This window comes from Mesorhizobium sp. B2-6-2 (assembly GCF_006440615.1).
In the GTDB taxonomy this organism is placed as follows: domain Bacteria; phylum Pseudomonadota; class Alphaproteobacteria; order Rhizobiales; family Rhizobiaceae; genus Mesorhizobium.
The window spans coordinates 51,225-76,878 of sequence record NZ_VFUG01000019.1 but is presented as its reverse complement, the minus strand read 5'-3'; the positions used below and the strand labels follow the sequence as shown (position 1 = coordinate 76,878).

The 25,654-nt window shown below is 60.7% G+C and carries 21 protein-coding genes and 1 tRNA gene; 12 read left to right on the top strand and 10 right to left on the bottom strand.

Annotated features, from left to right (window positions below; all coding sequences use genetic code 11):
* Positions 1–64: 64 nt before the first annotated feature.
* Together FJ419_RS25905 and FJ419_RS25900 are read right to left on the bottom strand one after the other, a co-directional pair.
* The gene (locus FJ419_RS25905) at positions 65–346 is read right to left on the bottom strand and encodes an acylphosphatase (RefSeq protein ID WP_140699901.1); all 282 of its coding nucleotides are present in this window, start codon (positions 344–346) and stop codon (positions 65–67) included.
* Positions 347–559: 213 nt separating this feature from the next.
* On the bottom strand, positions 560–1,672 hold the full coding sequence (locus FJ419_RS25900) for a pyridoxal phosphate-dependent aminotransferase (protein ID WP_140699898.1): 1,113 nt from the start codon (positions 1,670–1,672) through the stop codon (positions 560–562).
* A gap of 229 nt (positions 1,673–1,901) precedes the next feature.
* On the opposite strand from FJ419_RS25900, the gene FJ419_RS25895 reads away from it, so the two are divergent.
* Both FJ419_RS25895 and FJ419_RS25890 read left to right on the top strand, forming a co-directional pair.
* Complete coding sequence (locus FJ419_RS25895; RefSeq protein WP_140699895.1) at positions 1,902–3,575, top strand: sulfotransferase; 1,674 nt, start codon at positions 1,902–1,904, stop codon at positions 3,573–3,575.
* Between the two features lie 88 nt (positions 3,576–3,663).
* Complete coding sequence (locus FJ419_RS25890) at positions 3,664–5,343, top strand: sulfotransferase (RefSeq protein WP_140699892.1); 1,680 nt, start codon at positions 3,664–3,666, stop codon at positions 5,341–5,343.
* An 861-nt stretch (positions 5,344–6,204) separates the two neighbouring features.
* Here FJ419_RS25890 and FJ419_RS25885 read toward each other — a convergent pair.
* Positions 6,205–7,359, bottom strand: a complete 1,155-nt coding sequence (locus FJ419_RS25885; RefSeq protein WP_140699889.1) for a porin — start codon at positions 7,357–7,359, stop codon at positions 6,205–6,207.
* A 448-nt stretch (positions 7,360–7,807) separates the two neighbouring features.
* Between FJ419_RS25885 and FJ419_RS25880 the strand changes: the two genes are divergently transcribed.
* The 3 genes from FJ419_RS25880 to FJ419_RS25865 all read left to right on the top strand — a co-directional run bounded on the left by FJ419_RS25880 (position 7,808) and on the right by FJ419_RS25865 (position 10,748).
* Positions 7,808–7,898: transfer RNA gene (locus FJ419_RS25880), tRNA-Ser, on the top strand.
* 441 nt (positions 7,899–8,339) lie between these two features.
* A complete protein-coding gene (locus FJ419_RS25870; RefSeq protein ID WP_140699886.1) occupies positions 8,340–9,425 on the top strand; it encodes a porin in 1,086 nt (361 codons plus the stop codon).
* 240 nt (positions 9,426–9,665) lie between these two features.
* Positions 9,666–10,748: a site-specific integrase gene (locus FJ419_RS25865; protein ID WP_140699883.1), complete on the top strand. Its 1,083-nt coding sequence runs from the start codon at positions 9,666–9,668 to the stop codon at positions 10,746–10,748.
* A 546-nt stretch (positions 10,749–11,294) separates the two neighbouring features.
* Here the strand turns inward: FJ419_RS25865 and FJ419_RS25860 are convergent.
* The 3 genes from FJ419_RS25860 to FJ419_RS25850 form a co-directional block, all read right to left on the bottom strand.
* Entirely contained in the window at positions 11,295–12,191 is an 897-nt protein-coding gene (locus FJ419_RS25860) for an alpha/beta hydrolase (RefSeq protein ID WP_140699880.1), read from the bottom strand.
* 206 nt (positions 12,192–12,397) lie between these two features.
* Positions 12,398–13,048 (bottom strand): hypothetical protein, encoded by a 651-nt coding sequence (locus FJ419_RS25855; protein WP_140699877.1) that lies wholly within the window; start codon positions 13,046–13,048, stop codon positions 12,398–12,400.
* A gap of 155 nt (positions 13,049–13,203) precedes the next feature.
* Complete coding sequence (locus FJ419_RS25850) at positions 13,204–14,286, bottom strand: fused MFS/spermidine synthase (RefSeq protein ID WP_140699874.1); 1,083 nt, start codon at positions 14,284–14,286, stop codon at positions 13,204–13,206.
* A gap of 122 nt (positions 14,287–14,408) precedes the next feature.
* Here FJ419_RS25850 and FJ419_RS31300 point away from each other — a divergent pair, with 122 nt between their 5' ends.
* Entirely contained in the window at positions 14,409–14,810 is a 402-nt protein-coding gene (locus FJ419_RS31300; RefSeq protein ID WP_246679384.1) for a hypothetical protein, read from the top strand.
* 345 nt (positions 14,811–15,155) lie between these two features.
* Here the strand turns inward: FJ419_RS31300 and FJ419_RS25840 are convergent, their stop codons facing one another.
* The gene (locus tag FJ419_RS25840; RefSeq protein WP_140699870.1) at positions 15,156–17,189 is read right to left on the bottom strand and encodes a lytic transglycosylase domain-containing protein; all 2,034 of its coding nucleotides are present in this window, start codon (positions 17,187–17,189) and stop codon (positions 15,156–15,158) included.
* A 303-nt stretch (positions 17,190–17,492) separates the two neighbouring features.
* Here FJ419_RS25840 and dapA point away from each other — a divergent pair, with 303 nt between their 5' ends.
* The 3 genes from dapA to FJ419_RS25825 all read left to right on the top strand — a co-directional run bounded on the left by dapA (position 17,493) and on the right by FJ419_RS25825 (position 19,679).
* Positions 17,493–18,374, top strand: coding sequence for a 4-hydroxy-tetrahydrodipicolinate synthase (gene dapA, locus FJ419_RS25835; protein ID WP_140545807.1), 882 nt, complete (start codon positions 17,493–17,495; stop codon positions 18,372–18,374).
* 25 nt (positions 18,375–18,399) lie between these two features.
* Positions 18,400–18,879, top strand: a complete 480-nt coding sequence (gene smpB, locus FJ419_RS25830; RefSeq protein ID WP_140545806.1) for an SsrA-binding protein SmpB — start codon at positions 18,400–18,402, stop codon at positions 18,877–18,879.
* Between the two features lie 89 nt (positions 18,880–18,968).
* Positions 18,969–19,679, top strand: a complete 711-nt coding sequence (locus FJ419_RS25825) for a GH25 family lysozyme (RefSeq protein ID WP_140699867.1) — start codon at positions 18,969–18,971, stop codon at positions 19,677–19,679.
* A 39-nt stretch (positions 19,680–19,718) separates the two neighbouring features.
* Here the strand turns inward: FJ419_RS25825 and FJ419_RS25820 are convergent, their stop codons facing one another.
* On the bottom strand, positions 19,719–20,648 hold the full coding sequence (locus FJ419_RS25820; protein WP_140699864.1) for a DMT family transporter: 930 nt from the start codon (positions 20,646–20,648) through the stop codon (positions 19,719–19,721).
* 144 nt (positions 20,649–20,792) lie between these two features.
* Between FJ419_RS25820 and FJ419_RS25815 the strand changes: the two genes are divergently transcribed.
* Positions 20,793–21,266 (top strand): Lrp/AsnC ligand binding domain-containing protein, encoded by a 474-nt coding sequence (locus FJ419_RS25815; RefSeq protein ID WP_140699861.1) that lies wholly within the window; start codon positions 20,793–20,795, stop codon positions 21,264–21,266.
* Positions 21,267–21,299: 33 nt separating this feature from the next.
* Here the strand turns inward: FJ419_RS25815 and FJ419_RS25810 are convergent, their stop codons facing one another.
* A complete protein-coding gene (locus FJ419_RS25810) occupies positions 21,300–21,956 on the bottom strand; it encodes a uracil-DNA glycosylase (protein ID WP_140699858.1) in 657 nt (218 codons plus the stop codon).
* Positions 21,957–21,968: 12 nt separating this feature from the next.
* Positions 21,969–22,550: an NYN domain-containing protein gene (locus FJ419_RS25805; RefSeq protein ID WP_042637844.1), complete on the bottom strand. Its 582-nt coding sequence runs from the start codon at positions 22,548–22,550 to the stop codon at positions 21,969–21,971.
* A gap of 304 nt (positions 22,551–22,854) precedes the next feature.
* On the opposite strand from FJ419_RS25805, the gene rpoZ reads away from it, so the two are divergent.
* The gene (gene rpoZ, locus FJ419_RS25800) at positions 22,855–23,256 is read left to right on the top strand and encodes a DNA-directed RNA polymerase subunit omega (protein ID WP_095766929.1); all 402 of its coding nucleotides are present in this window, start codon (positions 22,855–22,857) and stop codon (positions 23,254–23,256) included.
* A gap of 124 nt (positions 23,257–23,380) precedes the next feature.
* Complete coding sequence (locus tag FJ419_RS25795) at positions 23,381–25,612, top strand: bifunctional (p)ppGpp synthetase/guanosine-3',5'-bis(diphosphate) 3'-pyrophosphohydrolase (protein ID WP_140699855.1); 2,232 nt, start codon at positions 23,381–23,383, stop codon at positions 25,610–25,612.
* Positions 25,613–25,654: the final 42 nt, after the last annotated feature.

Below are 25,654 nucleotides of genomic sequence, written 5' to 3'. Positions count from 1 at the left end.
CTCCAAGGCATGCCATCTGCCAACGCAAACAGAGCCGGCCGGTCAAAATCCCTGTGCAGTGACGCTAGACGATGATCTTGAAATCCAAGGGCGCCTCTTCGGCCGCCTCCTCGACCTCGACATTCGAGACGAGCGCGCCCCGCGGCCCTTGCCACAGGCGTTCGATCATCGCCGTGACAGCGGCATCGTCGCCGGCGATCAGTGCGCTGACCGAGCCGTCACGCTCGTTGCGCACCCACCCCGTCAGCCCAAGACGCATCGCTTCTGCGCGCGCCCAGACGCGGTAGCTTACACCTTGCACCGTGCCGGAAACGCGCGCCCGAACAATTCTATGCTCGCCTTGCATTGCCTGTGCTCCGCGTTGCGCCTGCCGGAATCTGGCACAGCAAAGGGCAAAGGCAACAGGGGCTTGGGCTAGGGTGTGTTGATATTCAGGTCAGGCCAAGCCGAAAATGGTGGCTTTCGAGAACCGGAGCGGAGCAGACATTCGGGTCCGTGAGCACCGGAAGCGCAGAAAACCAGCATTTGCAGGCTGGCATCACCTGAATATCAACACATCCTAGTTCCCCCGCGCCGCCGCCAGCGCGCCCGGCAACTCCTCGGCGAAGATGTCGAGCTCATGGTCGAGCCCGACGCTGACCCTGATGCAGCGGTCGAGCCGTGGCGCCATCGGCTTGCGGATGAACACGTCGCGCGACAAAAGGTTCTGCATCACCTGCAGCGCGAAGGCGCCGTCGCGGCCGCAGTCGATGGTGACGAAATTGGTTGCCGACGGCAGTGGCTTGAGATCGTTCTGCCTGGCGACGGCCGAAATGCGCTCGCGGCCCGCCGCAACGCGCGCCACCACCGAGCGCAGATAATCCTGGTCGGCAAGCGCCTCGAGGCCGGCGATCTGCGCCATGCGGCTGACGCCGTAATGGTTGCGGATCTTCTCGAAATCGCGGATCACCTCCGCCTCCGCCACGGCGTAGCCGCAGCGTATGCCGGCCAGGCCGTAAGCCTTGGAGAAGGTGCGCATGCGGATGACGTTCGGCCGCGCGACATCGATCGCCGGCAGCGCCGAGGCCGGTCCCAGCTCGCCATAGGCCTCGTCGAGCACCAGCATGGTGGTTTCCGGCAGCGCTTCGATGAAGCGCACGACATCCGGCGCCTCCCACCAGCTTCCCATCGGATTGTCGGGGTTCGAAAGATAGACCAGCGGCGCCTTTTCGCTCGCGACCTTGGCGAGAAGACCGTCCAGGTCCTCCTTGTCATTGGCATAGGGCACCGTCACCAGGCGGCCGCCGACGCCGGCGATATGGAAATTGAAGGTGGGGTAAGCGCCGAGCGAGGTGACTACCGCATCGCCAGGGCCGACATACATGCGCGCCACCAGGCCGAGCAAGCCGTCGATGCCTTCGCCCACGACCACGTTTTCGATCGCCACGCCGTGATGCGCGGCGGCCGCCACCTTCAATTCGTAATTGTCGGGATCGCAATACATCCACTGGTCGCGGGCAACACTCTCCATGCGGGCGATGACGCGCGGCGAAGGCCCGAAGCTGCTTTCATTGGCGCCGATGCGGGCGCGGAACGGCCGCCCGCGCTCGCGCTCCTGGGCCTCCGGGCCGACGAACGGCACCGTGGTGGGAAGCGCGCCGATGACCGGCGTGAGGGAGGGGCGACGAAGCATGGCACAGGCTCGCGTGGAAATGGCGTTCTTGCTAGCGTGAGCGAGGAGTGGGTGCAAGTTGTCTGGAAGCGGAGATGGCTAGAACGTACGATCGGGATAAACGCTGCTTCGCCGCCAAAGAGGCCAGTCGCCAGCTTCGGTCGACCATCGGCGGCTGATGTGCGAAAGCGCCGACGCCTTTGTTCGGCGCGGGCTGGATTCTCCGAACCGCTTTTGGTAGCGAGACAGCATGAGCAGCCGATTGCCGCCCGCTTGGGCCAAGCACCTCAAGAGCGGACCTACATCGAAACCGCAAGTGAAACAACCTGCGCTCAAGCGGCCGAAGGCCGAGCCGCCGGGTCGCACGCAAGCCGTTGACCAGCTTTTGAAGCAAGCCCTCCAACTGCATCATGCTAAGCGTTTGCCTGAAGCGGAAGAACTTTGTCACCGGGTATTGGAGCTTACGCCCAATAATCCACTTGCCCTCTATGTGCTCGGCGCAATAGGGCTCGATTTTGATGACGAGCTGGCTATCGAATACCTGAGCCAAGCGTGCTCTCTGATGCCCGACAACTCGTATTTTCAATTCACATTGGGTGAAGCCTATTTGAAAGTCGGTGAGTATTCGCTGGCGATTGAACATTTGCAGCGCGCGTATGAGCTGAAGCCTGATCTGGTCGAGGCGCTTTGTGCGCTGGGGCAAACCTATGCCCTCTATGACAAAACCGAGATGGCCTTGACAATGTATGAAAAGGCGCTTGCGATAGACCGAGACCATCCCCTCGTCCGACTGGGTCTGGCGCGGATGCTCATGAGCACTGGGCAAATAGACGAGGCGACAATCTATTTGGAAGAGATTATCGCCAGGCGTGAGAACCTGTCAGCAGCTTACGTATCTCTCGTAAACAGCCGAACTTTTTCCACCGAGCCTCCACAACTCAAATCCATCCTAGGCGAACTCAGCAACCCGGCCGTCTCCGGGGACCAAGCGCACGACCTTCACCAGGCTGCAGGCAAGGTTCTGAACGATCTTGGGCGTTATGACGAAGCGATGGAGCATTTCCTGAAGGCTAAGTCGTTCCGGACGTCCAGTTTTGACATCGAGTCCTACCGTGGTTGGGTCGATTCAATGATCAGCCTGTTTGATGCAGAGCTGCTGGCGGCCAAGGCCGGTTTCGGGGATCCATCCGAGGTACCCGTATTTGTTCTGGGGATGCCACGCTCCGGCACAACGCTAACGGAGCAGATTTGCTCGAGCCACCCCGATGTTCATGGGGCCGGAGAACTCACCAAACTCAGTCGATTAGCTGTTTCCAGCCATTTGAAAAAGAATGGGGGACCAACCTTCGGGCAATTGGTTAGATCGATGACGGTCGACCGATCTCAGATATTGGCCGGTGAATACCTCTCCAACTTGTGTCTCCATTCGCCAGTAGCATCGCGAATTGTTGACAAGATGCCCCATAATTTCGAGCTCATAGGCCTTATTGGGATTCTGTTCCCCAATGCGCGTATTATTCATTGCAGGCGCGATCCGATTGATAGTTGTTTGTCCTGCTTTGTCTCGAATCTCACAGGAACTCACAACTATACAGATGATCTCAGGAGCCTGGGCCTGTATTATCGTGAGTATGATCGTCTTATGCGTCATTGGAAGTCAATTCTGCCTGGGCGAATTTTTGAGATTAGCTACGAAGACCTCATTGCCGATCAGGAAGAGCAGTCTCGCCGTTTGATCGACCACCTCGGACTAGCGTGGGATGATGCCTGTCTTCGTTTCTTTGCCAAGAGGGGATCTGTCCAAACGCTCAGCAGTTGGCAGGTCCGCCAGCCCATATACTCCTCCTCCGTTAAGCGCTGGAGGAATTATCAGGGCAATCTGCAGCCGCTAATCGAAGCCTTGGGCGACTTGGCCTATGTTTGAGCGCCGGTGGCGATGTCCAATCGCGGAGTCGGATGTTTGAGCCGCGGCCCGGGCTGGATTCCGAGAGTTCTTTTTGCTAGCAGACGCGATGAATAATCGTCTGCCGCCTGCCTGGGCCAAACACCTCAAATCCGGCGCTAAGCCGAAACCTAGATGGCCACAGGCAAGTCCGCCACAGCCGAGCGTCCAGAAATCGGATTCGCTTGCCCGCGCGCAAGCTGATGACGCGTTGCTGAAGAAAGCCTACGAGCATCAAAAAGCCAAACGACTCGATGAAGCACAGGATCTATGCTTCCAGGTACTGGCTCGAACGCCAAACCATCCGCTGGCGCTCTACATCATGGGCACCGTTTGCCTCGGCTACGACGACGAGGCGGCGCTGCGCTATTTCGGACGTGCGATCATTGAAGAGCCTAAGAACCCTTATTACCATCTCAGCCTCGGCGAGGCCTATGGCAAGCTGAGTGAATATTCGGCAGCGATCGACCATATCCAGTATGCCTTGGAAGTGCAGCCCGACCTCGTAGAGGCGCTTTGCGCCCTGGGGCGCGTCTACACCCAGTTCGACAAACCCGACCTGGCTTTGCCGCTGTATGAGAAGGCGCTGAAGATCAACCGCGACCATCCCAAGGCGCGGATCGGAATAGCGGCCGCGCTCACCGGCCTTGGGCGCATGGATGAGGCCGCTTCCTATCTCAAGGAGGCGATCGAACGCCGCATCGACGCGGCGGCCGCCTACTACGACCTTGTGCAAACCCGAAAGTTCACTGAGGAGCCAGCCGAACTCCAGGCGATCCTTCGGGAGCTAAACAGTCCGGGGCTTAAGCCGGAGGCCAGAGCCAGCCTCAACTACGCCGCGGGTAAGGTGGAGAACGACCTCAAGCGCTATGCGGAAGCCTTCGACCACTTCAAGAAGGCGAAGCAAGCGGAAGGTTACAAATTCGACATCGGTCGGTACCGTCGCTTCGTAGACCTGACGATTGAAACCTTCACGCCGCAGCTGTTTGCCGCAAGGTCTGGTTACGGCAATCCTTCCGAAGCGCCCGTATTCGTGGTGGGCATGCCGCGCTCGGGAACGACGCTTACCGAACAGATCTGCGCCAGCCATCCTGAGGTTCATGGCGCCGGAGAGCTTAGCAAACTCAGGCGGGTTGCGAATGCAATCGGCCTGCAACCCTCTGTCTCGGATTTCAACAAGCCGATCGGGACGATCACTGAAGGCTTGTCCAGGACGTTGGCGGAAGAGCACCTTAGCTATCTGCGGGAACGCGCCCCGACGGCGCAGCGCATCGTGGATAAGATGCCGCACAATTTCGAATTGATTGGCCTTCTCACGCTGCTCTTTCCTAAGGCGCGCATCATTCACTGTCGCCGCGACGCAATCGATAACTGCGTATCGTGCTATGTCCTGCCGTTCAGCTCAGCACACAGCTACAACACGGACCTGCAGGCGCTAGGCCTATACTATCGCGAGTACGACCGCTTGATGCGTCACTGGAACGAGGTTTTCCCAGGCCGTATCTTCGAGAATCGCTATGAGACGCTTGTCGAGGACCAGGAGGCACAGTCGCGCCAGCTCATGGATTATCTCGGCCTGCCTTGGGACGATGCGTGCCTTCGTTTCTTCGACAGGGAAGGGGCTGTAACCACCCCCAGCCGCTGGCAGGTTCGTCAGCCGATCTACAAATCCTCTGTCAAGCGCTGGAAGAATTTTGAAGGCGAGATCAAACCGCTGATCGAAGCACTAGGCGACCTCTCCGAGGTTTGATTTCGGCCACTGGAACGGCTGCGGCAAGCCGGTTGCTCGATGCGGAAACAGCGGCGGCATCGGTCAATGCTGTCTGACTTGGTCCAGAAACCTGCCACATAATGCTGGATCGGTGATGATCCGCTCCCGCCGCTTCGTCCTGCGTTCTCTAGTTCCCCGACACAGGGATTTTGAAGGTTGCCGTTGGTGCAAGATTTTCCGTTCATTTCCGTGCAATCAGCGCAAACGCCGGAGATTGGTTGAAGCCGCCCCAACCTCGTCATTCTATGGCGGAGCAAGGAGCGAAGCGACGCGGCGCAGACCATAGAATCCATGCCGCGACTTGGAAGCGTCGCCACGGTGCAGAATTCTGCTCCGTTGCACGCCTTGGCGAAGGTAACGCAATGGATTCCAGGGTCTTCGCGATGGAGCTTCGCTCCTGCTCCGCCCTGGAATGACGACGCGGTGGGCGTTTCGGCCAATCTCCACCTGCCAACGCAACAGAGCCGGCCGGTCAAAATCCCTGTGCAGTGCCACTAGAAGCAGCTGCGGTGCCGGCCGGGCATTTCCTCGAAATTGATGAGACTGGCATCTTCCCGGTCGATGCCTCGACTTTGGCAACTGGCGAACGCAGCGGGGAGTGTTCGATCTGCTCCCAGGCGAAGAGATTCGCGCAGGGTCGGAGGGGTTGTTCCGCAGGTGTTGAAGCTCTTTACCGACGCTGCATTGCAACGGTGTGGAATGCCAAGCGGCGCCTTCGACATTGCCGATGCAGCACCCAAATTGCGCGGCGGTTTGGAACCTCGACATGCATCACCAGAAAAGAAAAAACCCGGCGGGTTGCCCGCCGGGTTTCTTTTTGCATCCCAGAAATATCTGGTCTTAGAAGTCCCGCTGGAAGCGGAGGATAGCGCCGACGCTGTTCTTCTTGTCGGCCTTGGTCCAATTGCCGTAGAACGAATTGCTGTTATTGACGAACGTGGAGTCGAAAGTACCGAGATGGTCGTAGTCGACTTCGGCCGTGATGGTGAACCCAGGAACTGCGGTGTAGGCGACGTTAGCCGCGACGCCATAGTTCTTGTCGTCGTCACCCGACACCTGGAGATTGAACGCCGTCTTCTCGTTGAACTTGTAGGTGCCACCGGCCCACCAAGCCCAGTTGCCGCCCCACTGCTTGTAGAAGCCACGACCGTGAGCGTCGATAGTGTTGGCGGCGTCGTCGTTCAGGTCGCCATCATTGCCATAGCCGAACATGCCGAACAGCGAGATCTGGTCGTTGACATTGACGTCCAAGCGGACCTTGCCGGTCACCTGTTCGTAGTTGCTGTCGTAAGCCACGACGCCCGTGATGGCACCCCAGCCCTGCGTGTACTTCACGCCGCCGACGACATGCGGAACGTAGCTGTCGATGGTGCCGACGACGCCTGCGCCTTCTTCGAGCGAGACCACCGCCGAGAAGCCGTTGCCGGCGTCGAAGTAGTACTGCACGACGTTGGTGTCGAAGTCGCCATAGGGAACGATCGTGTCCTGGATGACATTGCCAGCGTAGCCGATGAACGTATCGAAGGCCGATTCGTCCTTACCGACGCGCAGACCACCGAGCTGGATCCAGGCGAAGTTCAGCGAAGCGCCCTTGTTGTAGGCCTCGCTGCTGAAACGCGTGTTGCCGAAGTTGAAGCGGGTCTCGGTGTAGGTCTTCAACGTACCGAGCTCGGTTTCCTGGCCGGTCCAGGTCTTCAGCGTGAAGCGAGCGTTCTTGCCGTACGTGTGATTGACGCTGCCATCCTGATGGTCAACGGCAAGAGCACCATCGAACGAGCCGACGTCGCCGATGCTGGCGTCATAGCGGACATAGCCGCCGATGCGCAGGCAGGTTTCGGTGCCCGGGATGTAGAAATAGCCGGCGCCGTACACGTCGCAGATCTTGACGTATTCAGCCGGCTCCGGCTCGGCGACGGTCACTGCGTCCGCGGCGCGAGCACCGGAAACTGCGACGAGGGCCGCAGCTGAGCCGAGAAGAAGGCTCTTGATGTTCATTTTCTGACCTCCAGTCAAAAGTTAAAAAACGGGTCTGGGTATTTTTTGCTGAAGGACAGCGTTCCCTGCCCCATCCCCACTACCGAAAAAGATGCGCACCGCGCCGCTCCTTCGAAGCTGACATTACCCATGAGCCGGCGCCGTTCAACCACGATCGTGCCACAGCGAAGGCCGTCCGGGCGCTATCGCCGGGGGTTGTTGCACAAATGACACGATTTGGCCTCACTCCGAAAGCTCTCGTTAACCATCGAGGTCCGCGTAAGGCTGAATCCGCCCGAATCCGGCAAAGGACCGACAGAAATGCGGCGGGCGGCTGAGTCGGCCGCCAGGCGATTGCCGCAGAATCGCCATCTGAAGCGGCGGGAGAACGCAGGCCCGCCGATTTTTCGCTGATTATGGCGCCGGCTTGTTGATTGTGCCGGCGGTTTTCTTTATCCACCGGCGCGACGGAGAGGTGGCCGAGTGGTCGAAGGCGCTCCCCTGCTAAGGGAGTAGAGGTCAAAAGCTTCTCGTGGGTTCGAATCCCATCCTCTCCGCCACTTACGCCCTGCGGGCTTCGGATGACAGGCCACCCGGAGCCGCATTTTGGGCGTAGGAGTGTCGCCCGAAGCTACGAAGTAGCGTAGGGGGACCATGTGGTACGTCTATTTCCTGCAACTCCATAACGGCGATGTCTATGTCGGATCGACAAACGATCTCCGGCGTCGTTTCGAATCGCATCAATCAGGACAGGTGACTTCGACCAAGGCTTATTTGCCTGTCGCCTTGAGGGCCATATCGCGGTCGAAACCGAGGGCAACGCCCGGCAGCTCGAGCAATATTTCAAGACCGGATCTGAAAGGCCTTCGCCAGCAAACGGTTTTGGCGGACAGGGCTGTAGCGACTGATCAAGGAATTATCTCATTGAAATAAAAAGATAATTCTCAACTTGATGCGTTTTCTTTGGCCTTTCCCGTCCGATTCTGACTGGAGGTCAGAAAATGAACATCAAGAGCCTTCTTCTCGGCTCAGCTGCGGCCCTCGTCGCAGTTTCCGGTGCTCGCGCCGCCGACGCAGTGACCGTCGCCGAGCCGGAACCGGCTGAATACGTCAAGATCTGCGACGTGTACGGCGCCGGCTATTTCTACATCCCCGGCACCGAGACCTGCCTGCGCATCGGCGGCTATGTCCGCTACGACATCGGCGTGGGCGACATCAACGGCGCCACGAACGTCCGTGATCGTTCGGACGGTAGCTTGAACGACACCTACTCCAAGCACGCCCGCTTCACGCTGAAGACCTGGACCGGCCAGGAAACCGAGCTCGGCACGTTGAAGACCTACACCGAGACCCGTTTCAATTGGGATACCGGTCACGGCGACTTTGACGGCGGCTTCATCTCGGCTTCAAGCGGTGTTCCCTCACTGAACTTCGCCTGGATCCAGCTCGGCGGCTTCCGCGTCGGTAAGGACGAGTCGGCCTGGGTGACGTTCAGCGGCTACGCCGGCAATGTCATCGACGACTCGATCGTCGGCTACGGCGGCGACTTCGATACCGGCGTGGTCCAGTACTATTTCGATGCCGGCAACGGCTTCTCGGCTGTGATCTCGCTCGAAGACGGTGCGGGTGGCAATACGGTTGACAGCTATGTTCCGCATGTCGTCGGCGGCGTGAAGTACACGCAGGGCTGGGGCTCGATCAGCGCTACTGCTGCGTATGACAGCGTCTGGGAAGAGTGGGCAGGCAAGGCTCGCTTGGACGTGAACGCCACGAGCGAGCTGTCGCTGTGGGCCATGGTGAACTATGGCTCGGACAAGCACGTCGACACGAACTCTTTCAAGAACTGGGATGGCAACTGGGCCGTCTTTGGTGGCGCCACCTACAAGTTCAACGACAAGACGTCGTTCAACGCTCAGCTTTCCTATGACGAAGGCAAAACCTTCGCGGTGGCTGCCAATGTTGCCTACACCGTCGTGCCTGGCTTCACGGTCATCGGTGAAGTTGACTACTTCAACGCGTCTGACAGTGACTTCCACGTCAGCGACGACGGCATCGGCGCCGTCCTCCGCTTCCAGCGCGACTTCTAAGGGCTGGACTTGCACAAGTGAAATCCAGCCCGGGCGTTTTCTTGCCCGGGCTGGTTTTGTTTTCGTGACTGGGTGAGGGAAACGAAGGACGAGAAGGGGGTATTGGTAGCTGAAGTCTGTGAAATGGTTTCGTCGGGATCCGCCGCCTGGCGGATGAAATCATTTTGTCGGACAAAAACTCTTGAAAGGACGCTTCCAAGCGGGTAGCTGTGCCTATCCACTCGGGGGTGTGGTCTAAAAATGACGAACGAAGCGATTCAAGAGGGGGGGTCCTCTGCGCACTTTGCGGTTTTTTCTTCTCAGAACTCGAACTTTCGATACACGTTCAACAAGATCAGAGAAGTAAAGTCGCATAGGGTCGGGGAGCTTTTTGCAGCTTATCGAGATATACTCTGGGATGATGGGCGACATAAATACAATGTCAGCTCTTTCATTGGTGAAATAGACGAGATCCTTCTTGGAGATCGTTTCAGCACCTTTGACCAGAATACCCTGGACAATCTTATCGGTACATTGCGCCAGCGCGGCAACAGCAACGCAACCATCAATCGCAAGATGGCTGCACTCAGCAAATTGCTGCGTAAGGCGCATAAGATGGGAGATATCCACAGCCTGCCTGAGTTCCGCCGCCAAAAGGAGCGGGCGGGACGGATTCGTTTCCTGGAAAGGGACGAAGAGGCGAGGCTGTTCGCGGCGATCCGCGGCCGCAGCGAGGATGCCTACAGGCTTTCCGTCTTTCTGGTCGATTCCGGCTGCCGCCTCGGCGAGGCGCTCGGCCTGATCTGGAACGACATCCAGGAACACCGGGTCTCCTTCTGGATCACCAAGTCCGGCCGCAGCCGCACCATTCCGATGACGGAACGCGTCAAGGAGGTCATCAAGCTGCCGCCGAACACCGAAGGACGCCGGCCGAAAGGCCCCTTCACCAAGCTCACCCAGGCGCAGTACCGCGCGATCTGGAACGAAGCGAAGACCGAAGTCGGTCTCGGCGCCGACGAACAGGTGGTGCCGCATATCCTGCGTCACACCTGCGCTTCACGCCTGGTTCAGGGCGGTATCGACATAAGGCGCGTCCAGATGTGGCTGGGCCACCAGACCTTGTCGATGACCATGCGTTACGCGCACCTGGCTACCAACGATCTCGATGGCTGTGTCGTCGTTCTCGAGAAACCGCGCGGCGACGAAGCGTCGTCCCGCTCGGCGGAAAACTGCGTGTTCGCGTCGCCTCTCACCACGCCAACCTCAGTTCCTCGGAAAGCGAAAGGGCCGGAACCGGCCAAGGCGACCAGCAAGCGCTCGAAAGGCAATTCCAGAAAAGTGTGAGCGGTTGGACTCGGGCGCCTTCGCCGTAGCCTTCCGTCCGGAATTGCGCAAAAACAAAGAGCTAGTGCGTTTCACCGTTTCGGGAACGGTGAAACGCACTAGGTCCCGACACAGGGATTTTGAAAGATTGCGGTTTGTCTTGGTGCAAGATTTTCCGTTCATTTCCGTGAAATCAGCGCAAACGCCGGGTTGAAGCCGCCCCAACCTCGTCATTCTATGGCGGAGCAAGGAGCGGAGCGACGCGGCGCAGACCATAGAATCCATTCCGTGACTTGGAAGCGCCGCCACGGGTGCAGAATTCTGCTCCGTTGCATTCCTTGACGAAGGTAACGGCATGGATTCCGGGGTCTTCGCGACGGAGCTTCGCTCCTGCTCCGCCCTGGAATGACGATCGCGATGGGCGTTTCGGCCAATCTCCAACGCAACCTGCCAACGCAAACAGAGCCGATCGGTCAAAATCCCTTGCAGTGCCACTAGATCGGTCGGATCGGCCTTGCTGGCGGGTAAAATTCTATACAAAGCCAGAGGCCGACATAGTCTCGGGCTTTACCTTTGTTTGATTTGATTTTCTTCTCGATCGAGGAATGCGGCAATCTTCCCGGGCACATCGCCGGTCTCGAGGAAAGGCGCGTGGCCCTGGCCCTCGACAATGATGACTTCCATGCCGGGATGCCTTTCCTGCATCTCTTTAAGCGTCGTCGAGGAAAGCAGTTTCGAGTTTGCGCCGCGAATGACAAGCAATGGAATCGCGGCGAGCGCGTCGAATTGCGACCACAGGTCCGGCAGCGGCTTGCTGAAATCGATGCCGGCCAGCGTGTCGACCAGCGCCGGATCGAAATCCGGCACCCAGCCGGCTTCCGTCTCGCGGCAGATTGCCCGGACCATCCGCGGCCAGTCGGCGTCGGTGAGCGCCGGGAAATCGGCGCCATGCACGCTGCGCTGAGCATCCACCGCCTCGGCGAATGTCTTCGGTCTCGGCGCAGGGTCGAGATAGGAGCGGATATGGGCCAGGCCCGCTGCCTCGATCGCCGGGCCGATGTCGTTGAGCACGACGGCTCTCAGCACGGCCGGATTCAATGCGCCGAGCACATGGATGATCAGGCCGCCGCGCGACGTGCCGATGAAGGCGACCTGCTCGATGCCGAGTGCAGACAGCCCGGCAAGGATATCGCCGGCTTCGACCCCGACATTATAGTGGCCGATATCGGGATCGCGGTCGGATTGCCCGCGCCCGCGATAGTCGAAGGCAACGACCTTGCGCGGCCTTGCCGCCTTGGTTGAAAGGTAAAGCGCCAGTTCATGGAAGTCGCGGGCGTTGCGGGTGAGTCCGGGAAGGCAGACGACCGGCCAACTGCCGGCGTTCGCCTCGCCGTAGATACGAGCATGGAGTCTTAAACCATCGGGCGCGGTGTAGAAGAAATCGGAGAAGCCGTCGCTGGCCATTTTGGATGCTATCCCTTGCCGGATCGGCAAGAGCTACAGGCGAGGACAGGGATCGTCAAACAAGAAGGCATGCATGTGGGACCGGCTTTCGAACGCGCTATGGCTTTTTGGTGGTCCAAGGTCAACTGAGCGCCGCTAAGAAAGGCTTCCCTCCATCTGTCGTCAGCTGGTCCGCCGTCAGACCGAAAAGTCGATCCTCGCCCGATTCATCTTTCAAAGAGATCCACCAACAGCACCGCAAACTCGGCCAAAATTGCGCAAAGAATGGCTATCTCCACCCATAGCTCGGTCAGGAAGTTGCGATATTCGATCAGCCGATCGTTGGCCCGTTCGTAAAGGTCTTCGCCGACCTCGATCCCATCGTCCAGCAAGCGGACGCGCGACGCCAAGTCGGACTGCAGCGCAAGGTCGCTAAAAAGCCGCTTCGCCGCAGGAAGGAGCGTCGGCTCCCTTCGTTGCAGTGCCATGTCGATGCGCGTCACCAAAATACGCGCGGATTGAAAGCGCCGGGTCATGTTGTTGACGCGAGATTGTTCACGCAATGCAGCGCGGGGGACGTCATGTGTGAGAGCGACATCTGCCATCATCGCCGGCCATGCCTCCTCCAGCCGCGCCTCTTCTGACGATAGGGCGCTATAAGTGTGCGAGAAGGCCGCCGCCGCCGCAAGGCAGTCGTCGACGCTTTGCGCGGGTGCGAAAGCCAGGCAGCGCCGGTCGCGCCAGACAAGCCGGACATTTCGGCTCACCACATCCAGATATGGTTCGGCGCTATCGCATTCCGCTACCCAGGCTTCGAACTTCTTTTGAACGTCGAAAGGCGTCTCAATTCCTGGAAGCAGGTGGACAAATGTCAGCAATCCGTCCGCGTCCGCCGGCAAATCAGTCAGCAATTCCCGAACGAGTTTAAGCGAGGTGGGATGCTCAAGAGCAAGCCAGATGTTGCTATCGTCCGGCGTAGTTTGGCGGAGCCGCCAAATCGTAGGACTGCGAACCTCCTGTGGAGTCATTGCGGTCAATCGCGCAAGGCCGGCAAAAGCGAACCGGATGGCTCTTCCTCCGCGATATCGGGAGGTTCGACAAAAGCCACGTCATCCTCGAGGATCGGCCCGGGGAGATCGAGCAGAAACTGCGTTTCCTTGCAGTGGGTGAAACTGGCCTGGATGAAGGGTCCCGTCAGATGGTCGAGCCATTCCGGGCCAAGGCGCGCCAAAATTGCCCGATCGAGCACCTCCGCGCTGAAGCTGTCCGGTGACACGCAGTTCGAGGCGATCAAAAATCCCCAACTGCCCAGAAAGGACGGAACGCATGTCTTGTAACTGTGTACTTCCGCGAAGACCGTCCGGAGCGTGCGCCGCAGGGCGCAATGGGCTTTATGATCCGCAAAGGAAAATTCGAGTGCTTGCACTATGAGGATACCATTCGGGCGCAGATGACTATGCGCAAGTTCATAGAATTGCCGCGTATAAAGTCGCTGCGCCGGTCCGTTTTCCAGCATGTCGACGACGTCGACGATGATGACATCGAACATCTCATCGGCGCTATCCAGGTAAGCTCGACCATCCATGTAGAGCAGCGTAGCTCGCGGATCGTCGAAAGCACCCCGGTGCCAAGTCGGCAACTGGTCGCGGCAGATATCGACAAGCTCCCGATCGATATCGATCATCACGGCGCGGCTTACTGACCGGTGCGCCAACACCTCCCTCAGGGTTGCGCCTTCTCCCCCGCCGATAATGAGAACTTCGCGTGGATCGTCGTGCATCAGAAGCGCTGGTTGCACGAGGATCTCGTGATAGAGACCCTCGTCTTCGGCCGAACTTTGAATCGCGCCGTCCAAGAACAATGCGCGTCCAAAGTTGCAGGTGTCAGCTATGATGACATCCTGGAATTGCGTCCGTCCGGAATATACGATGCTCTTGATGCGGTAGTTGTACTCATCGAAGGGATCGGCATCCTCCCGCACGAACGCGCCAACGGATCCTTGCGGCTTCTCAATCTCTACGTAGAAATAACCTGGCGGCAAAGGCGGCAGGGGATACGTCCGCTGTGGCGTCTCAAGGTCGCTTGGCGTACGATCTATATCGTCGCGGACTGGCATTCTATCCTCGATCCAGGGACTTAAAGCGCGTCGCGTCGAAACAAATTTGAGTAACGCGCTTCAAGCCCTTTTTGTCTTCACGCGTGTCGTTCTTCCGAGAAGATACGCGTAGGCGCCGCCTTGTGGCCGCTTTAGTCCAGCGCGTGCGAACCACGGCTGAGATTCAGTACACTCATGCGTTTTGGTCGAAACGCCGTTGCAAAGGCGAGCAGGCAAGCGAGGGGATTGCAAGTACCGCACATGAATATATTCACCGCAGCGTAACATTCCACTGGCCAGGTATGGATGGAAATATGGCTCTCAGCCAACATCGCAAATGCAGTAACGCCGCCATCGGGCGTGAAAACGTGATGGTGGAGCGCGAGCACTTTCGCTTTGGCGGCCTCGGCTGCGTGCCGCAGGATCTGGTCTATAAAAGAAGCGTCGTCGAGGTTTACGGCATCGTGGAGTTCGACAATAAGATGTCGACCTGGCAAGCTCCCTGGCATTCCCAACGGAGAAGTGACGTCTTCCGATATTGGTAGAGGCGGGCTGTATTTCCCCGAGGACAGGCTATGCACAGTATAGTCGTACTGCCGCTGCGCAGGAACGACCAGCTCACTCGCGAACAACATCCGCCCACCCGGGATATTCGTATTCACTAAAGGAACGACAGAAGCACGTCCTTGTCAAGCAGTGCCGGGGCGCTGCCCATGGGCAGTTCAACCAGCGGTCCAGAGATTCGATTGTAGCGACGCGACCCTTCTGCCGGGACTAACACGTCGTTCGCGAGTGCGCCGCAGTTTTGAGAGAACCAGATGCCAAACACGGATTTAAAACGCACCGCTTGAATTTGTTTTGACGCGATGCGCTTCGATATCCTTGCGCCCTCAGCTTCGTCCGTTCACGAGATCCCCCACGATGTCGTATTTGCCTGAAATACGCATCTTGTAGACCTCGTAATTCTCCATCACACGCTGCACGTAACTTCTTGTTTCCGTGTAGGGAATCCGCTCGATCCAATCGACGACGGCGTCCACGTCCTTGCCGCGCGGGTCGCCGTATTTCGCAACCCACTGGGCGGCGCGGTTCGGGCCGGCATTGTAGCCGGCGAAGGTCAGCACATAGGAGCCGCCGAAACGGTCGAGCTGCTCGCCGAGAAAGGCCGAGCCCAGCGTCGCGTTGTAGCCGGCATCCGTCGTCAGCCGCGCCTGCGAGAAATTCATGCCGGCCTTTTTCGCCAACTGCTTGGCGGTGCCCGGCATCAACTGCAGCAGGCCGCGCGCGCCGGCGTTGGAAACGGCGCCGATATTGAACTCGCTTTCCTGGCGGGCGATGGCATAGGCGAGCGCCTTGCCGGATCCGGAAATGTTGGCCGAGTCGGGAATGACGCCCAGCGGATGCGACAGCGCGCCGACATCGATGCCGCGCTGGGCGGCGATCTTGCCGACTTTCAGCGCCATGAAATGGTTGCCCTGCTTTTCGGCCAGCACCGCTAGCAGTGCCAGCTCGCCCGGGCTGGTCAGCTGCCCGGCAAGGTCGCGGTAGAGCGTCTCGGCGTAGCGGTCATAGCCCGCCTCCTGCAGCCGTTTGATCGCGCTCACCGCCTCGCGGCCGTCAAAGCTCTGGCGGTCGGCCGCGCTCGGCTTCGGATAGGCGAGGTTGAGGGTCCTCAAGCCCACGCGCTCGCCGGCGAGCTGGCCGTAGAAGGTCGTGCCGTAGCTGGCCGCGCGCGTGAAATAATCCTTGGCGCTGCCCGGGCCGCCGACTTCCGCCGCCCGGCCGAGCCAGTAATAGGCGCGCGACAGCGACACCGGTCCCTGGGCGAGCTCGGTGATGCGCGTGAAATGCCTTGCGGCGGTCGCCGGGTCGTTGAGGCCGCGCAACGCGTACCAGCCGGCATGGAACTCGGCCTCGGCGGCGTTCGGCGGGCTCTCGGCAGCATGCATGGAGACGATTTTGTAGGCGGTCTCCATGTCGCCCCGGTCGACCAGCTCGCGCGAGAGCACGCGGCGTTCGACCCACCACGCATCGGGGTCGATCAGCGAATCGCGGTTCGTCGGCGCTTTCATCACAGCAGCAGCGGCTTCGGCGAATTTCTGCTGTTTGCGCAGATATTCCGCCTCGGCGAAGAAATAGCCGGCGGAGCGCTGCGCCGCGGGCACTGCTTTCAACAGCTTGGCCGCGTCCTTGTCGCCCTTGTCGGCCGCCGCCCAGGCATCCGCCAGCGGCTGTGCGCCGGCGAGGCCGGCGACCCGCAGCGCCGACGACGGCCGGTCGGCATAGAACATGCGCTCCATGCGGTAGCGATGGTCGGCCGCCGGGATCAGCGTGCCGAACTCCTTGATGACGGTCGCCTCATCCTTCGCTTCCAGTTTCTCCGTGCGCCAAAAGGGTACTAGCACCGACCGCGCCGCGGCCTGATTGCCAAGCGCCACTTGCGAGCGGGCGAGGATGATGACGCCCTCCGGCGTCAGCGGCTGGCTGCGGCCGAAGGCCTGCACGACCACCTGCGGCGGCGGATTCTCGCGATAGAGCGCACGCTCGCTGTTCTTGCGCAGCGCGATCGTGCCCGGCCATCCGGGCAGCATCTTGGCCGCGTCGGCAATCTCGCCGCTCGGCACCTGGTCGCCGCCGTAAAGCGCGATCGCCCAGGCGAGGATATGCCTGTCGAGCGAGGTGGCGGGCAGCGTGTCGCGCGCATTGCGCGCACCGACGATGTTGTTGGCGGCAAGCGCATCGAGCCCGCTCTTCAGTTGCGCTATGTCGGGGGCAATCGGCGTCTGGCTAGGCGCCTGCGGCGCATCTGGCGCCGGAATCGAGGCCGTCGCGCGCGCATCGACGCTGCCACCGATCGCCATGGTAGGCGTCAGCGCGACGATCGCGCCCAAAAGCGCGAAAAGATGGGGCCGCCTCGTCGGCATTTTACGATCCTAGCACATCGTCAGCAGGCGCGGGCATTGAGAACCCGATGCGAAGCCTAGACTTAGGTCGTGAAGGGCTCGTAAACAAAAGGTTATCGAGGCCGTTCGAATTGCGCTTGCTGGCACTACGCCGATGCTTGCCGCTGAACAATGTCGAGACTATGGTGCGCGGCTTCGCTTTCGGGTAGAAGGCGCGCAACTGACCGATCTGATGAAACGCCGATGCATGTCGCCCAGAAGCGGAAACCGGTTTTGGGACGACGACATGCATAAACCGACAAAGTTCCAAGGAGTTTGGACGACATGCTGAGAGGCTCGCTGACTGCGCTCGTGACACCGTTCGAAAAGAGCGGGCGCTTCGACGAGAAAGCCTTTCGCTCATTCGTCGAATGGCAGATCGCCGAGGGCACCAAGGGCCTCGTTCCCGTCGGCACCACCGGCGAGTCGCCGACGCTGTCGCATGAGGAGCACCGCCATGTCGTCAAGGTCGCCATCGAGGTGGCCAAGGGCAGGGTGCCGGTCGTGGCCGGCGCAGGCTCCAACAACACCGAGGAAGCTGTCGGCCTGGTGAAGTATGCCGAACAGGCCGGCGCCGATGCCGCCCTTGTGGTCACGCCTTACTACAACAAGCCGACGCAGCGCGGCCTCTATGAGCATTTCGCGGCCGTCGCCAGGGCGACCAAGCTGCCGATCATCATCTACAACATCCCGCCGCGCTCGGTGATCGACATGACGCCGGAGACGATGGGCAGGCTGCGTCACGATTTCAAGAACATTGCCGGCGTCAAGGACGCGACCGGCAAGGTCGAGCGCGTCTCCGAGCAGCGCATGACCTGCGGCAAGGATTTCATCCAGCTTTCCGGTGAGGATGCCTCCGCGCTCGGCTTCAACGCCCATGGCGGTGTCGGCTGCATCTCGGTGACGTCCAACGTCGCGCCGCGGCTCTGCGCCGAATTCCAGGAAGCGACGCTCTCCGGCGACAGCGCCAAGGCGCTCGAGCTGCAGGACCGGCTCCTGCCGCTGCACAAGGCGATCTTCATTGAGCCCGGCGTATCCGGCGCCAAATACGCGCTGTCGAAGCTGGGCAAGGTCGAGAACGTGGTGCGTTCGCCGCTGGTGACCGTCGAGGCTTCGACCGCCGAGAAGCTGGACGCGGCGCTGAAGCACGCCGGCTTGATAAATTAGGGATGAGGCGCCACCTCTCCGCATTATGAATCAAGTCAAGAAAGCCGATCCCAACAACAAGACCGTTGCGGAAAACCGCAAGGCGCGCTTTTCCTATGAGGTGCTCGACACGATCGAGACCGGCTTGGTGCTGACCGGCACCGAGGTTAAGTCGCTGCGCCAGGGCCAGGCCAACATCCAGGAAAGCTACGCCTCGACCGAGGGCGGCGAGATCTGGCTGATCAATTCCTATCTGCCGGAATATCTGCAGGCCAACCGCTTCAATCACGAGCCGCGCCGCCGCCGCAAATTGCTGGTCTCGAAGCGCGAGATGGCGAAACTCTCGCAAAGCGTCGAGCGTGAAGGCATGACGCTGGTGCCGCTGAAAATCTATTTCAACGATCGCGGCCGCGCCAAGCTGCTGCTCGCCGTTGCGCGAGGCAAGAAGCTGCACGACAAGCGCGAGACCGAGAAGCAGCGCGACTGGTCGCGCGAGAAGGGCCGGCTGCTGAAGGAGCGCGGCTAAGTTCCCGGGCCGGCCGCACCCGGTCGCCTGAAAAAAGCCGTCGGCCGGTTCTCCGGTCCGGCGCGTATTGCCTTCTGACGGGGGATGTCTTGGGCAAGCGGATTGTTTTCTGGGGCCTTGCCGTCGTGGTTGTCGCTAGTGCCGTCGTGGTGGGCGCCTTCTTCTGGTTCCGCGGCTTTTCGCCGGGCCGCGGCGAGTTTCCGATCCGCGGCATCGATGTCTCGCATCATCAGGGAAAGATCGACTGGCCCCGCGTCGCCGCCGACGATGTCGCCTTCGCCATCATAAAGGCGACCGAAGGCGGCACCCATGTCGATACCCTGTTCGCGACCAATCTGCGCGAGGCGCGGGCGGCCGGCCTGGCGGTCGGCGCCTATCACTTCTTCACCTTCTGCCGGCCAGGCGCCGATCAGGCGAGGAACTTCATCTCGGCGGTGCCGCGCGGCGAGCCGCTTTTGCCGCCGGTGGTCGACATCGAGTTCGGCGGCAATTGCCCGCAGCGCCCGTCGCCGCAGCAACTGAACACCGAGCTTGCCGCTTTCCTCGGCCCGGTCGAGACGGCATTCGGCAAGCAGGCGATTTTCTATCTGACCGACGAGGCGGCAGACGCCTATTCCGGCAGCATCCTTAACCGCCGGCGCTGGTTGCGTTCGCTGGCGATCAGGCCGCGCGAGAACGACTGGATCTACTGGCAGTATCACAATATGGGCCGCATCGACGGCATCGAAGGCGATGTCGATCTCAACGTCCTGAAGGGCAGCCGCGAGACGCTGGCGAAGTTGTTTGCGCCGACGCCTTGAATTGCCGGCGCTTGAATCGCTTGCCGTACTGCTGAAGGCTCACGATCCTCCTGGCGCCGGTGAATTAAGACGTCTACTGGCAATCCGCCCTCCGATCGCTGACAAGCCCATCCCGGCGGCCATGATGGCAATGGCTGCGAACTGGATCGTCATCGGCGTTTCGCCGAGTACCGCCATGCCGACAGCCACGGTGGCGATGGGTATGCCGGGCAGGAACAGCGATGCCGTCTGCGGCCCCAACTGCCCGACGACATAGGTATAGAGGAACATGGCTGCCGCGCCGGCCAGAATCCCCTGGATCACGATCTGACTGATGATCTCCGCGGCGGCCGCGGCATGGATATGGCTCGGCGCGACGAGATAGAGGGCCGGCAGCGGCAGGCACGACAGGAGCACCACCGCGGCCGTCGCCGTGACGGGATCGGCACGCCAGCGCCTGACAAGAACGGCATAGGCCGAAAACATCAGACCCGATCCGATGAAAAGCATATCGCCGAAGAGAACGGCGCCGCTGCCGTCGCGCGCCGGCGCGATGAACAGCGACAGGCCGGCGACAATCGCGAGGACACCGATGGTCCGTTGCCGCAAAGCGCCGTCATTGAAGATGATGCGTGACAGCAGGAACGAAAAAAAGACAATCGACGCTGGACAAAGCGCTGCCGCATGGGCGGCAGGGGCATAGGTCAGGCCCCAATTGATGATCAGCGGATAAGGCAATCCGGCCAGCGCCGCCAATGCCAGGGCCCGTCGCCAGCCAAGCGCCCTCATGCCTGCGAGGCCGCCGCGCCAGACGATCGGCAGAAAGATCGCCCCCGCGCCGCCAAAGCGCAAGGCGGCCAGATCCGTTGCCGTCAGGTGCTCCCGGAGGCTGAAGCGGGCGGCGACGAATTGGATTGCGTAGATGCCGATCATGGTCAGGCCCGCGACGATCGCCAGCCTGGAGTTTCCTGAGTCTCGCGCGTCCGCCATGTTCCGCCGCCGTCGTGACATCGCCACCGAAGATCATCTCCGCAGAAAGCGATGGAAGCGCAGGCTATTGCCGAAAAGCCCGTGACAAAATACGCTCTTTTCCCGAAATTCGAGTGAAACTCGCAGATTAGAGGCAGGTTTGGCGTGAATGCTGAAGCAAGCGACCTCGACGGCGTCGACCGCAATCTCCTGCGATTGCTGCAGGAAGATGGGCGTCGCACCACACTTGATCTGGCGGCGCGTGTCGGCCTCTCGCCGACCGGCACCAGCCTACGGGTGAAGCGGCTGTTTCGGGAAGGCTACATCACCGCGGTCAGGACCGTGCTCAATCCGGCAAAGATCGGACGCGGCACGCTCGTCTTCATCGAGGTGCGTCTCGATCACACGGCGCCGCATATTTTCGAGCGCTTCGCCGATGCGGTGAACAAGGCGCCTGAGGTTCTCGAGTGCCACATGGTGGTCGGCGGCTTCGACTATCTGGTCAAGGCGCGCATCGCGGAAATGTCCGCCTATCAGGATTTTCTGACGCGGGTCATTCTCGCGCTGCCGGGAGTGAAGGAAACGCACACTTATACCTCCATCGGCGACGTGAAGCCGGATGCGCCGCTGCCGGTATGAGCGGGTGTCAGACCGACAAGAAGCCGCCTGAATCTAGCTCTTCAGGAACGCCGCAATCTCCTTGAACACGCTGACAAACATCTCTTCGGTCAGCACGCCCGTATTGGTGTTGTAGCGTGAGCAATGGTAGCTGGAAAACAAGGCGATGCCGCCGGCTTGCTGCCTCCCGCCATGGCGGAACGGAAAGGCCGCGACGCGCTCACCCAGCGCCCGCACAGTCGACTGATGCGCGATCGAACCCAGCGTCAGGATGGCGCGCAGTTTGGGAAAGCGCGCGATAGTCGGCTTGAGAAAAGTCCTGCAAGTGGCGATCTCGACACCCACCGGCTTGTTCTCCGGCGGCACGCAGCGCACCGCATTGGTGATGGCCGTGCCGACGAGTTGCAAGCCGTCATCGGGCCTGGCCTTGAATTCGCCGCGCGCAAAACCGTGCGCAATCAGCGTGCCATAGAGCAAGTCGCCGGCATAGTCGCCGGTGAAGGGGCGCCCCGTGCGGTTGGCGCCGCGCAGGCCGGGCGCCAGCCCGACGATCAAGAAGCGGACTGAATCTTCACCCTCCGGCGGCAGGAAGGTCGGCACTGGCGCGTTGAACCAGCTCGGCTCGCGCTCGCGCCAGGCGGCGATGAAATCATGCAGCCGCGGGCAGAGCGGGCAGTCACGGCTGGGTTCGGGGGAGGGCGCGGCGGTCAAGGCCGCGGCCCGTCAATAATCGTCCTCGTCGACTTCGGCGGGTTCCGGCCGGCGCGCCGGCCGCTCGGACGGATCGCGGCCGACCTCGCTCTTCAGCGTCATCAGGTCGATGAAATGGTCGGCCTGGCGGCGCAGATCGTCGGAGATCATCGGCGGCTGCGAGGCCATGGTCGAAATGATCGACACCTTGCGCCCGCGCCGCTGCAGCGCTTCGACCAGCGTGCGGAAGTCGCCGTCGCCGGAGAAGATGACATAATGGTCGACGACATCGGCGAGCTCCAACGCATCGACGGTCAACTCGATGTCCATGTTGCCCTTGATCTTGCGGCGGCCGGTCGAGTCGGTGAATTCCTTGGCGGGCTTCGTCACCACCTTGAAGCCGTTATAGTCGAGCCAGTCGATCAGCGGCCGGATCGACGAATATTCCTGATCCTCGACCAGCGCGGTGTAATAATAGGCGCGCAGCAGATAGCCGCGCTTCTGGAAGCTCGACAGGAGCTTGCGGTAGTCGATGTCGAAGCCCAGCGCGCGGGACGTGGCATAGAGATTGGCGCCGTCGATGAAAAGAGCGATCTTTTCACGGGGATCGAACATTGAAAAACATTCCTTTCGAAAATTTTTGTCGTCTAAAAGCGTTTGACGAATAGGTCCGGCAAATGGACCTTTGTACCGTCACCTCCGAGATAACGCGCAATTTGTGGATATCCAAGGGCATGGCTCTGTGTTGCAAGCAATTGTGATCGCCACTATGTGGGTAGCCTCACGGCGTGGCGCGATGATGAGCCGGGCAACGGCCCGCCAAGCTGACGCTGGCGCCATAAAGCTTGTATTTCGGCCGCGCTCGCGTTATGGAGCGCGCCAGCTTTCCATCAAATCCATCGCATGAAAGGGGCAGTCCATGGCCCGCGTAACCGTTGAAGATTGCATCGACAAGGTCGACAACCGTTTTGAACTCGTGCTGCTCGCCGGCCATCGCGCCCGCCAGATTAGCCAGGGCGCGCAGATCACCGTTCCGCGCGACAATGACAAGAACCCGGTCATCGCGCTGCGCGAGATCGCCGACGAGACGCTGTCTCCCGACGACCTCAAGGAAGACCTGATCCACTCGCTGCAGAAGCATGTCGAGGTCGACGAGCCGGAAGCCGAGGGCGAGGCAATCGCCGACCAGACCGGTGCGACCGCCGTTGCCGCCGACGCCGACGACGCCGAGGAGAACGTCACTTTCGACCGCATGAGCGAGGAAGACCTGCTCGCCGGCATCGAAGGTCTGGTGCCGCCGGAAAAGAGCGACGACTACTAAGTGCTTTTGTCCGGGTTGGATCAACCATCCGGGACTTCCGTATCTTAGGTTTCGTGGCTATCTATGAGATGCGTCGCACGTCGGTGCGGCGCATCAATCATTTCAGCACCGCGAGATCCCGCCCATGATGCGTCAGTATGAGCTTGTCGAGCGCGTCCAGCGCTACAAGCCTGACGTCAACGAGGCGCTGCTCAACAAGGCCTACGTCTATGCCATGCAGAAGCATGGCCACCAGAAGCGCGCCTCGGGCGATCCCTATTTCTCGCATCCCCTCGAAGTCGCCGCCATCCTCACCGACATGCATATGGACGAGGCGACCATAGCCGTTGCCCTGCTGCATGACACGATCGAGGATACGACCGCGACCCGCGCCGAGATCGACGAGCTCTTCGGCCCCGAGATGGGCAAGCTGGTCGAGGGCCTCACCAAGCTGAAGAAGCTCGATCTGGTCTCGAAAAAGGCCGAGCAGGCGGAGAACCTGCGCAAGCTCCTGCTCGCGATCTCCGAGGACGTCCGCGTTCTGCTCGTCAAGCTCGCCGACCGCCTGCACAACATGCGCACCCTCGACCATATGCCGGAAGCCAAGCGCCTGCGCATCGCCGAGGAGACGATGGAGATCTATGCGCCGCTGGCCGGGCGCATGGGCATGCAGGGCATGCGCGAGGAGTTGGAGGAAATAGCCTTCCGCTACATAAATCCGGAGGCTTACCGTGCTGTTACCGCGAGGCTTGCCGAGATTTTCGAGCGCAACAGGGGCGTCCTGCAGGAGATCGAGACGGCGCTGTCGGGCCTGTTCGAAAAACACGATATCAAGGCGGGCGTGAAGAGCCGGCAGAAGAAGCCGTGGTCGGTGTTCCGCAAGATGGAGGCCAAGGCGCTCTCCTTCGAGCAGCTCTCCGACATCTTCGGTTTCCGCGTCGTGGTCGATTCGGTCGACGACTGCTATCGCGCGCTTGGCGCTATCCACACCACCTGGTCGATGGTGCCTGGCCGCTTCAAGGATTACATCTCGACGCCCAAGCAGAACGACTACCGTTCCATCCACACCACCATCGTCGGCCCGTCGCGCCAGCGCGTCGAATTGCAGATCCGCACCAGGGAGATGAACAAGATCGCCGAATATGGCGTCGCCGCGCATTCGATCTACAAGGATACCGGCGGCAAGATGAACGGCACGGGCCATGCGATCTCCAGGGAGACCAACGCCTATGCCTGGCTGCGGCGCACTATCGAGCAACTGGCCGAAGGCGACAATCCGGAGGATTTCCTCGAGAACACCAAGCTGGAGCTGTTCCAGGACCAGGTGTTCTGCTTCACGCCCAAGGGCATGCTGATCGCGCTGCCGCGCGGTGCCACCCCGATCGATTTCGCCTATGCCGTCCACACCGATGTCGGCGACACCTGCGTCGGCGCCAAGGTCAACGGCCGCATCATGCCGCTGATGACGGAATTGAAGAATGGCGACGAGGTCGAGATCATCCGCTCCAAGGCGCAGGTGCCCCCCGCCGCCTGGGAATCGGTCGTGGTCACCGGCAAGGCGCGCGCCGCCATCCGCCGCGCCACCAAGAACGCGATCCGCAAGCAATATTCCGGGCTCGGCGCCCGCATCCTGGAACGAGCCTTCGAGCGCGCCGGCAAGACTTTTACCAAGGAGAGCCTGAAGCCGGTGCTGCACCGACTGGCGCGCAAGGATATCGAGGACGTGCTGGCCTCGGTCGGCCGCGGCGAGCTGAGCTCCACCGACGTCATGAAAGCCGTCTTCCCCGATTATAAGGATGAGCGTGTCACCGTCGCGGCGCCCAAGCAGCGCGAGGAGGGCTGGTCGAAGATCCGCAACGCCGCCGGCATGCTGTTCCAGATGCCGGGCACCCGCGCCGCCAAGAAGGACAAGGACCAGCAGCGCGACGGCGCGGTGCCGATCCGCGGCGTGCGCGGCGACCTGCCGGTGCGTTTCGCGCCGGAGGGCGCTGTGCCCGGCGATCGCATCGTCGGCATCATCCAGCCCGGCACCGGCATCACCATCTATCCGATCCAGTCGCCGGCTTTGCAGGCCTTCGACGACCAGCCCGAGCGTTGGATCGACGTGCGCTGGGACATCGACGAGCGCACCAAGGAACGTTTTCCGGCGCGCATCTCGGTCACCGCCATCAATGCGCCGGGTTCGTTGGCCGACATCGCCCAGGTCGTCGCATCCAACGACGCCAACATCCACACGCTGTCGATGATACGCACCGCACCCGATTTCACCGAGATGCTGATCGATCTCGAGGTCTGGGACCTGAAGCATCTCAACCGGCTGCTGTCGCAGCTCAAGGACAATTCGAGCGTCAGCGATGCGCGGCGGGTGAATGGGTGAATAGTGAATAGTGAATAGTGAATAGTGAATAGTGAATAGAAG

What these genes read in the sequence shown, in the direction of transcription:
- FJ419_RS25865 (WP_140699883.1), top strand. Translation starts at nt 9,666, where the DNA reads ATGACGAACGAAGCGATTCAAGAGGGGGGGTCCTCTGCGCACTTTGCG.
- FJ419_RS25860 (WP_140699880.1), bottom strand. Translation starts at nt 12,191, where the DNA reads ATGGCCAGCGACGGCTTCTCCGATTTCTTCTACACCGCGCCCGATGGT.
- rpoZ (WP_095766929.1), top strand. Translation starts at nt 22,855, where the DNA reads ATGGCCCGCGTAACCGTTGAAGATTGCATCGACAAGGTCGACAACCGT.
- FJ419_RS25795 (WP_140699855.1), top strand. Translation starts at nt 23,381, where the DNA reads ATGATGCGTCAGTATGAGCTTGTCGAGCGCGTCCAGCGCTACAAGCCT.
- FJ419_RS25885 (WP_140699889.1), bottom strand. Translation starts at nt 7,359, where the DNA reads ATGAACATCAAGAGCCTTCTTCTCGGCTCAGCTGCGGCCCTCGTCGCA.
- FJ419_RS25870 (WP_140699886.1), top strand. Translation starts at nt 8,340, where the DNA reads ATGAACATCAAGAGCCTTCTTCTCGGCTCAGCTGCGGCCCTCGTCGCA.
- dapA (WP_140545807.1), top strand. Translation starts at nt 17,493, where the DNA reads ATGCTGAGAGGCTCGCTGACTGCGCTCGTGACACCGTTCGAAAAGAGC.
- FJ419_RS25900 (WP_140699898.1), bottom strand. Translation starts at nt 1,672, where the DNA reads ATGCTTCGTCGCCCCTCCCTCACGCCGGTCATCGGCGCGCTTCCCACC.
- FJ419_RS25890 (WP_140699892.1), top strand. Translation starts at nt 3,664, where the DNA reads ATGAATAATCGTCTGCCGCCTGCCTGGGCCAAACACCTCAAATCCGGC.
- smpB (WP_140545806.1), top strand. Translation starts at nt 18,400, where the DNA reads ATGAATCAAGTCAAGAAAGCCGATCCCAACAACAAGACCGTTGCGGAA.
- FJ419_RS25805 (WP_042637844.1), bottom strand. Translation starts at nt 22,550, where the DNA reads ATGTTCGATCCCCGTGAAAAGATCGCTCTTTTCATCGACGGCGCCAAT.
- FJ419_RS25905 (WP_140699901.1), bottom strand. Translation starts at nt 346, where the DNA reads ATGCAAGGCGAGCATAGAATTGTTCGGGCGCGCGTTTCCGGCACGGTG.
- FJ419_RS25840 (WP_140699870.1), bottom strand. Translation starts at nt 17,189, where the DNA reads ATGCCGACGAGGCGGCCCCATCTTTTCGCGCTTTTGGGCGCGATCGTC.
- FJ419_RS25850 (WP_140699874.1), bottom strand. Translation starts at nt 14,286, where the DNA reads ATGCCAGTCCGCGACGATATAGATCGTACGCCAAGCGACCTTGAGACG.
- FJ419_RS25895 (WP_140699895.1), top strand. Translation starts at nt 1,902, where the DNA reads ATGAGCAGCCGATTGCCGCCCGCTTGGGCCAAGCACCTCAAGAGCGGA.
- FJ419_RS25820 (WP_140699864.1), bottom strand. Translation starts at nt 20,648, where the DNA reads ATGGCGGACGCGCGAGACTCAGGAAACTCCAGGCTGGCGATCGTCGCG.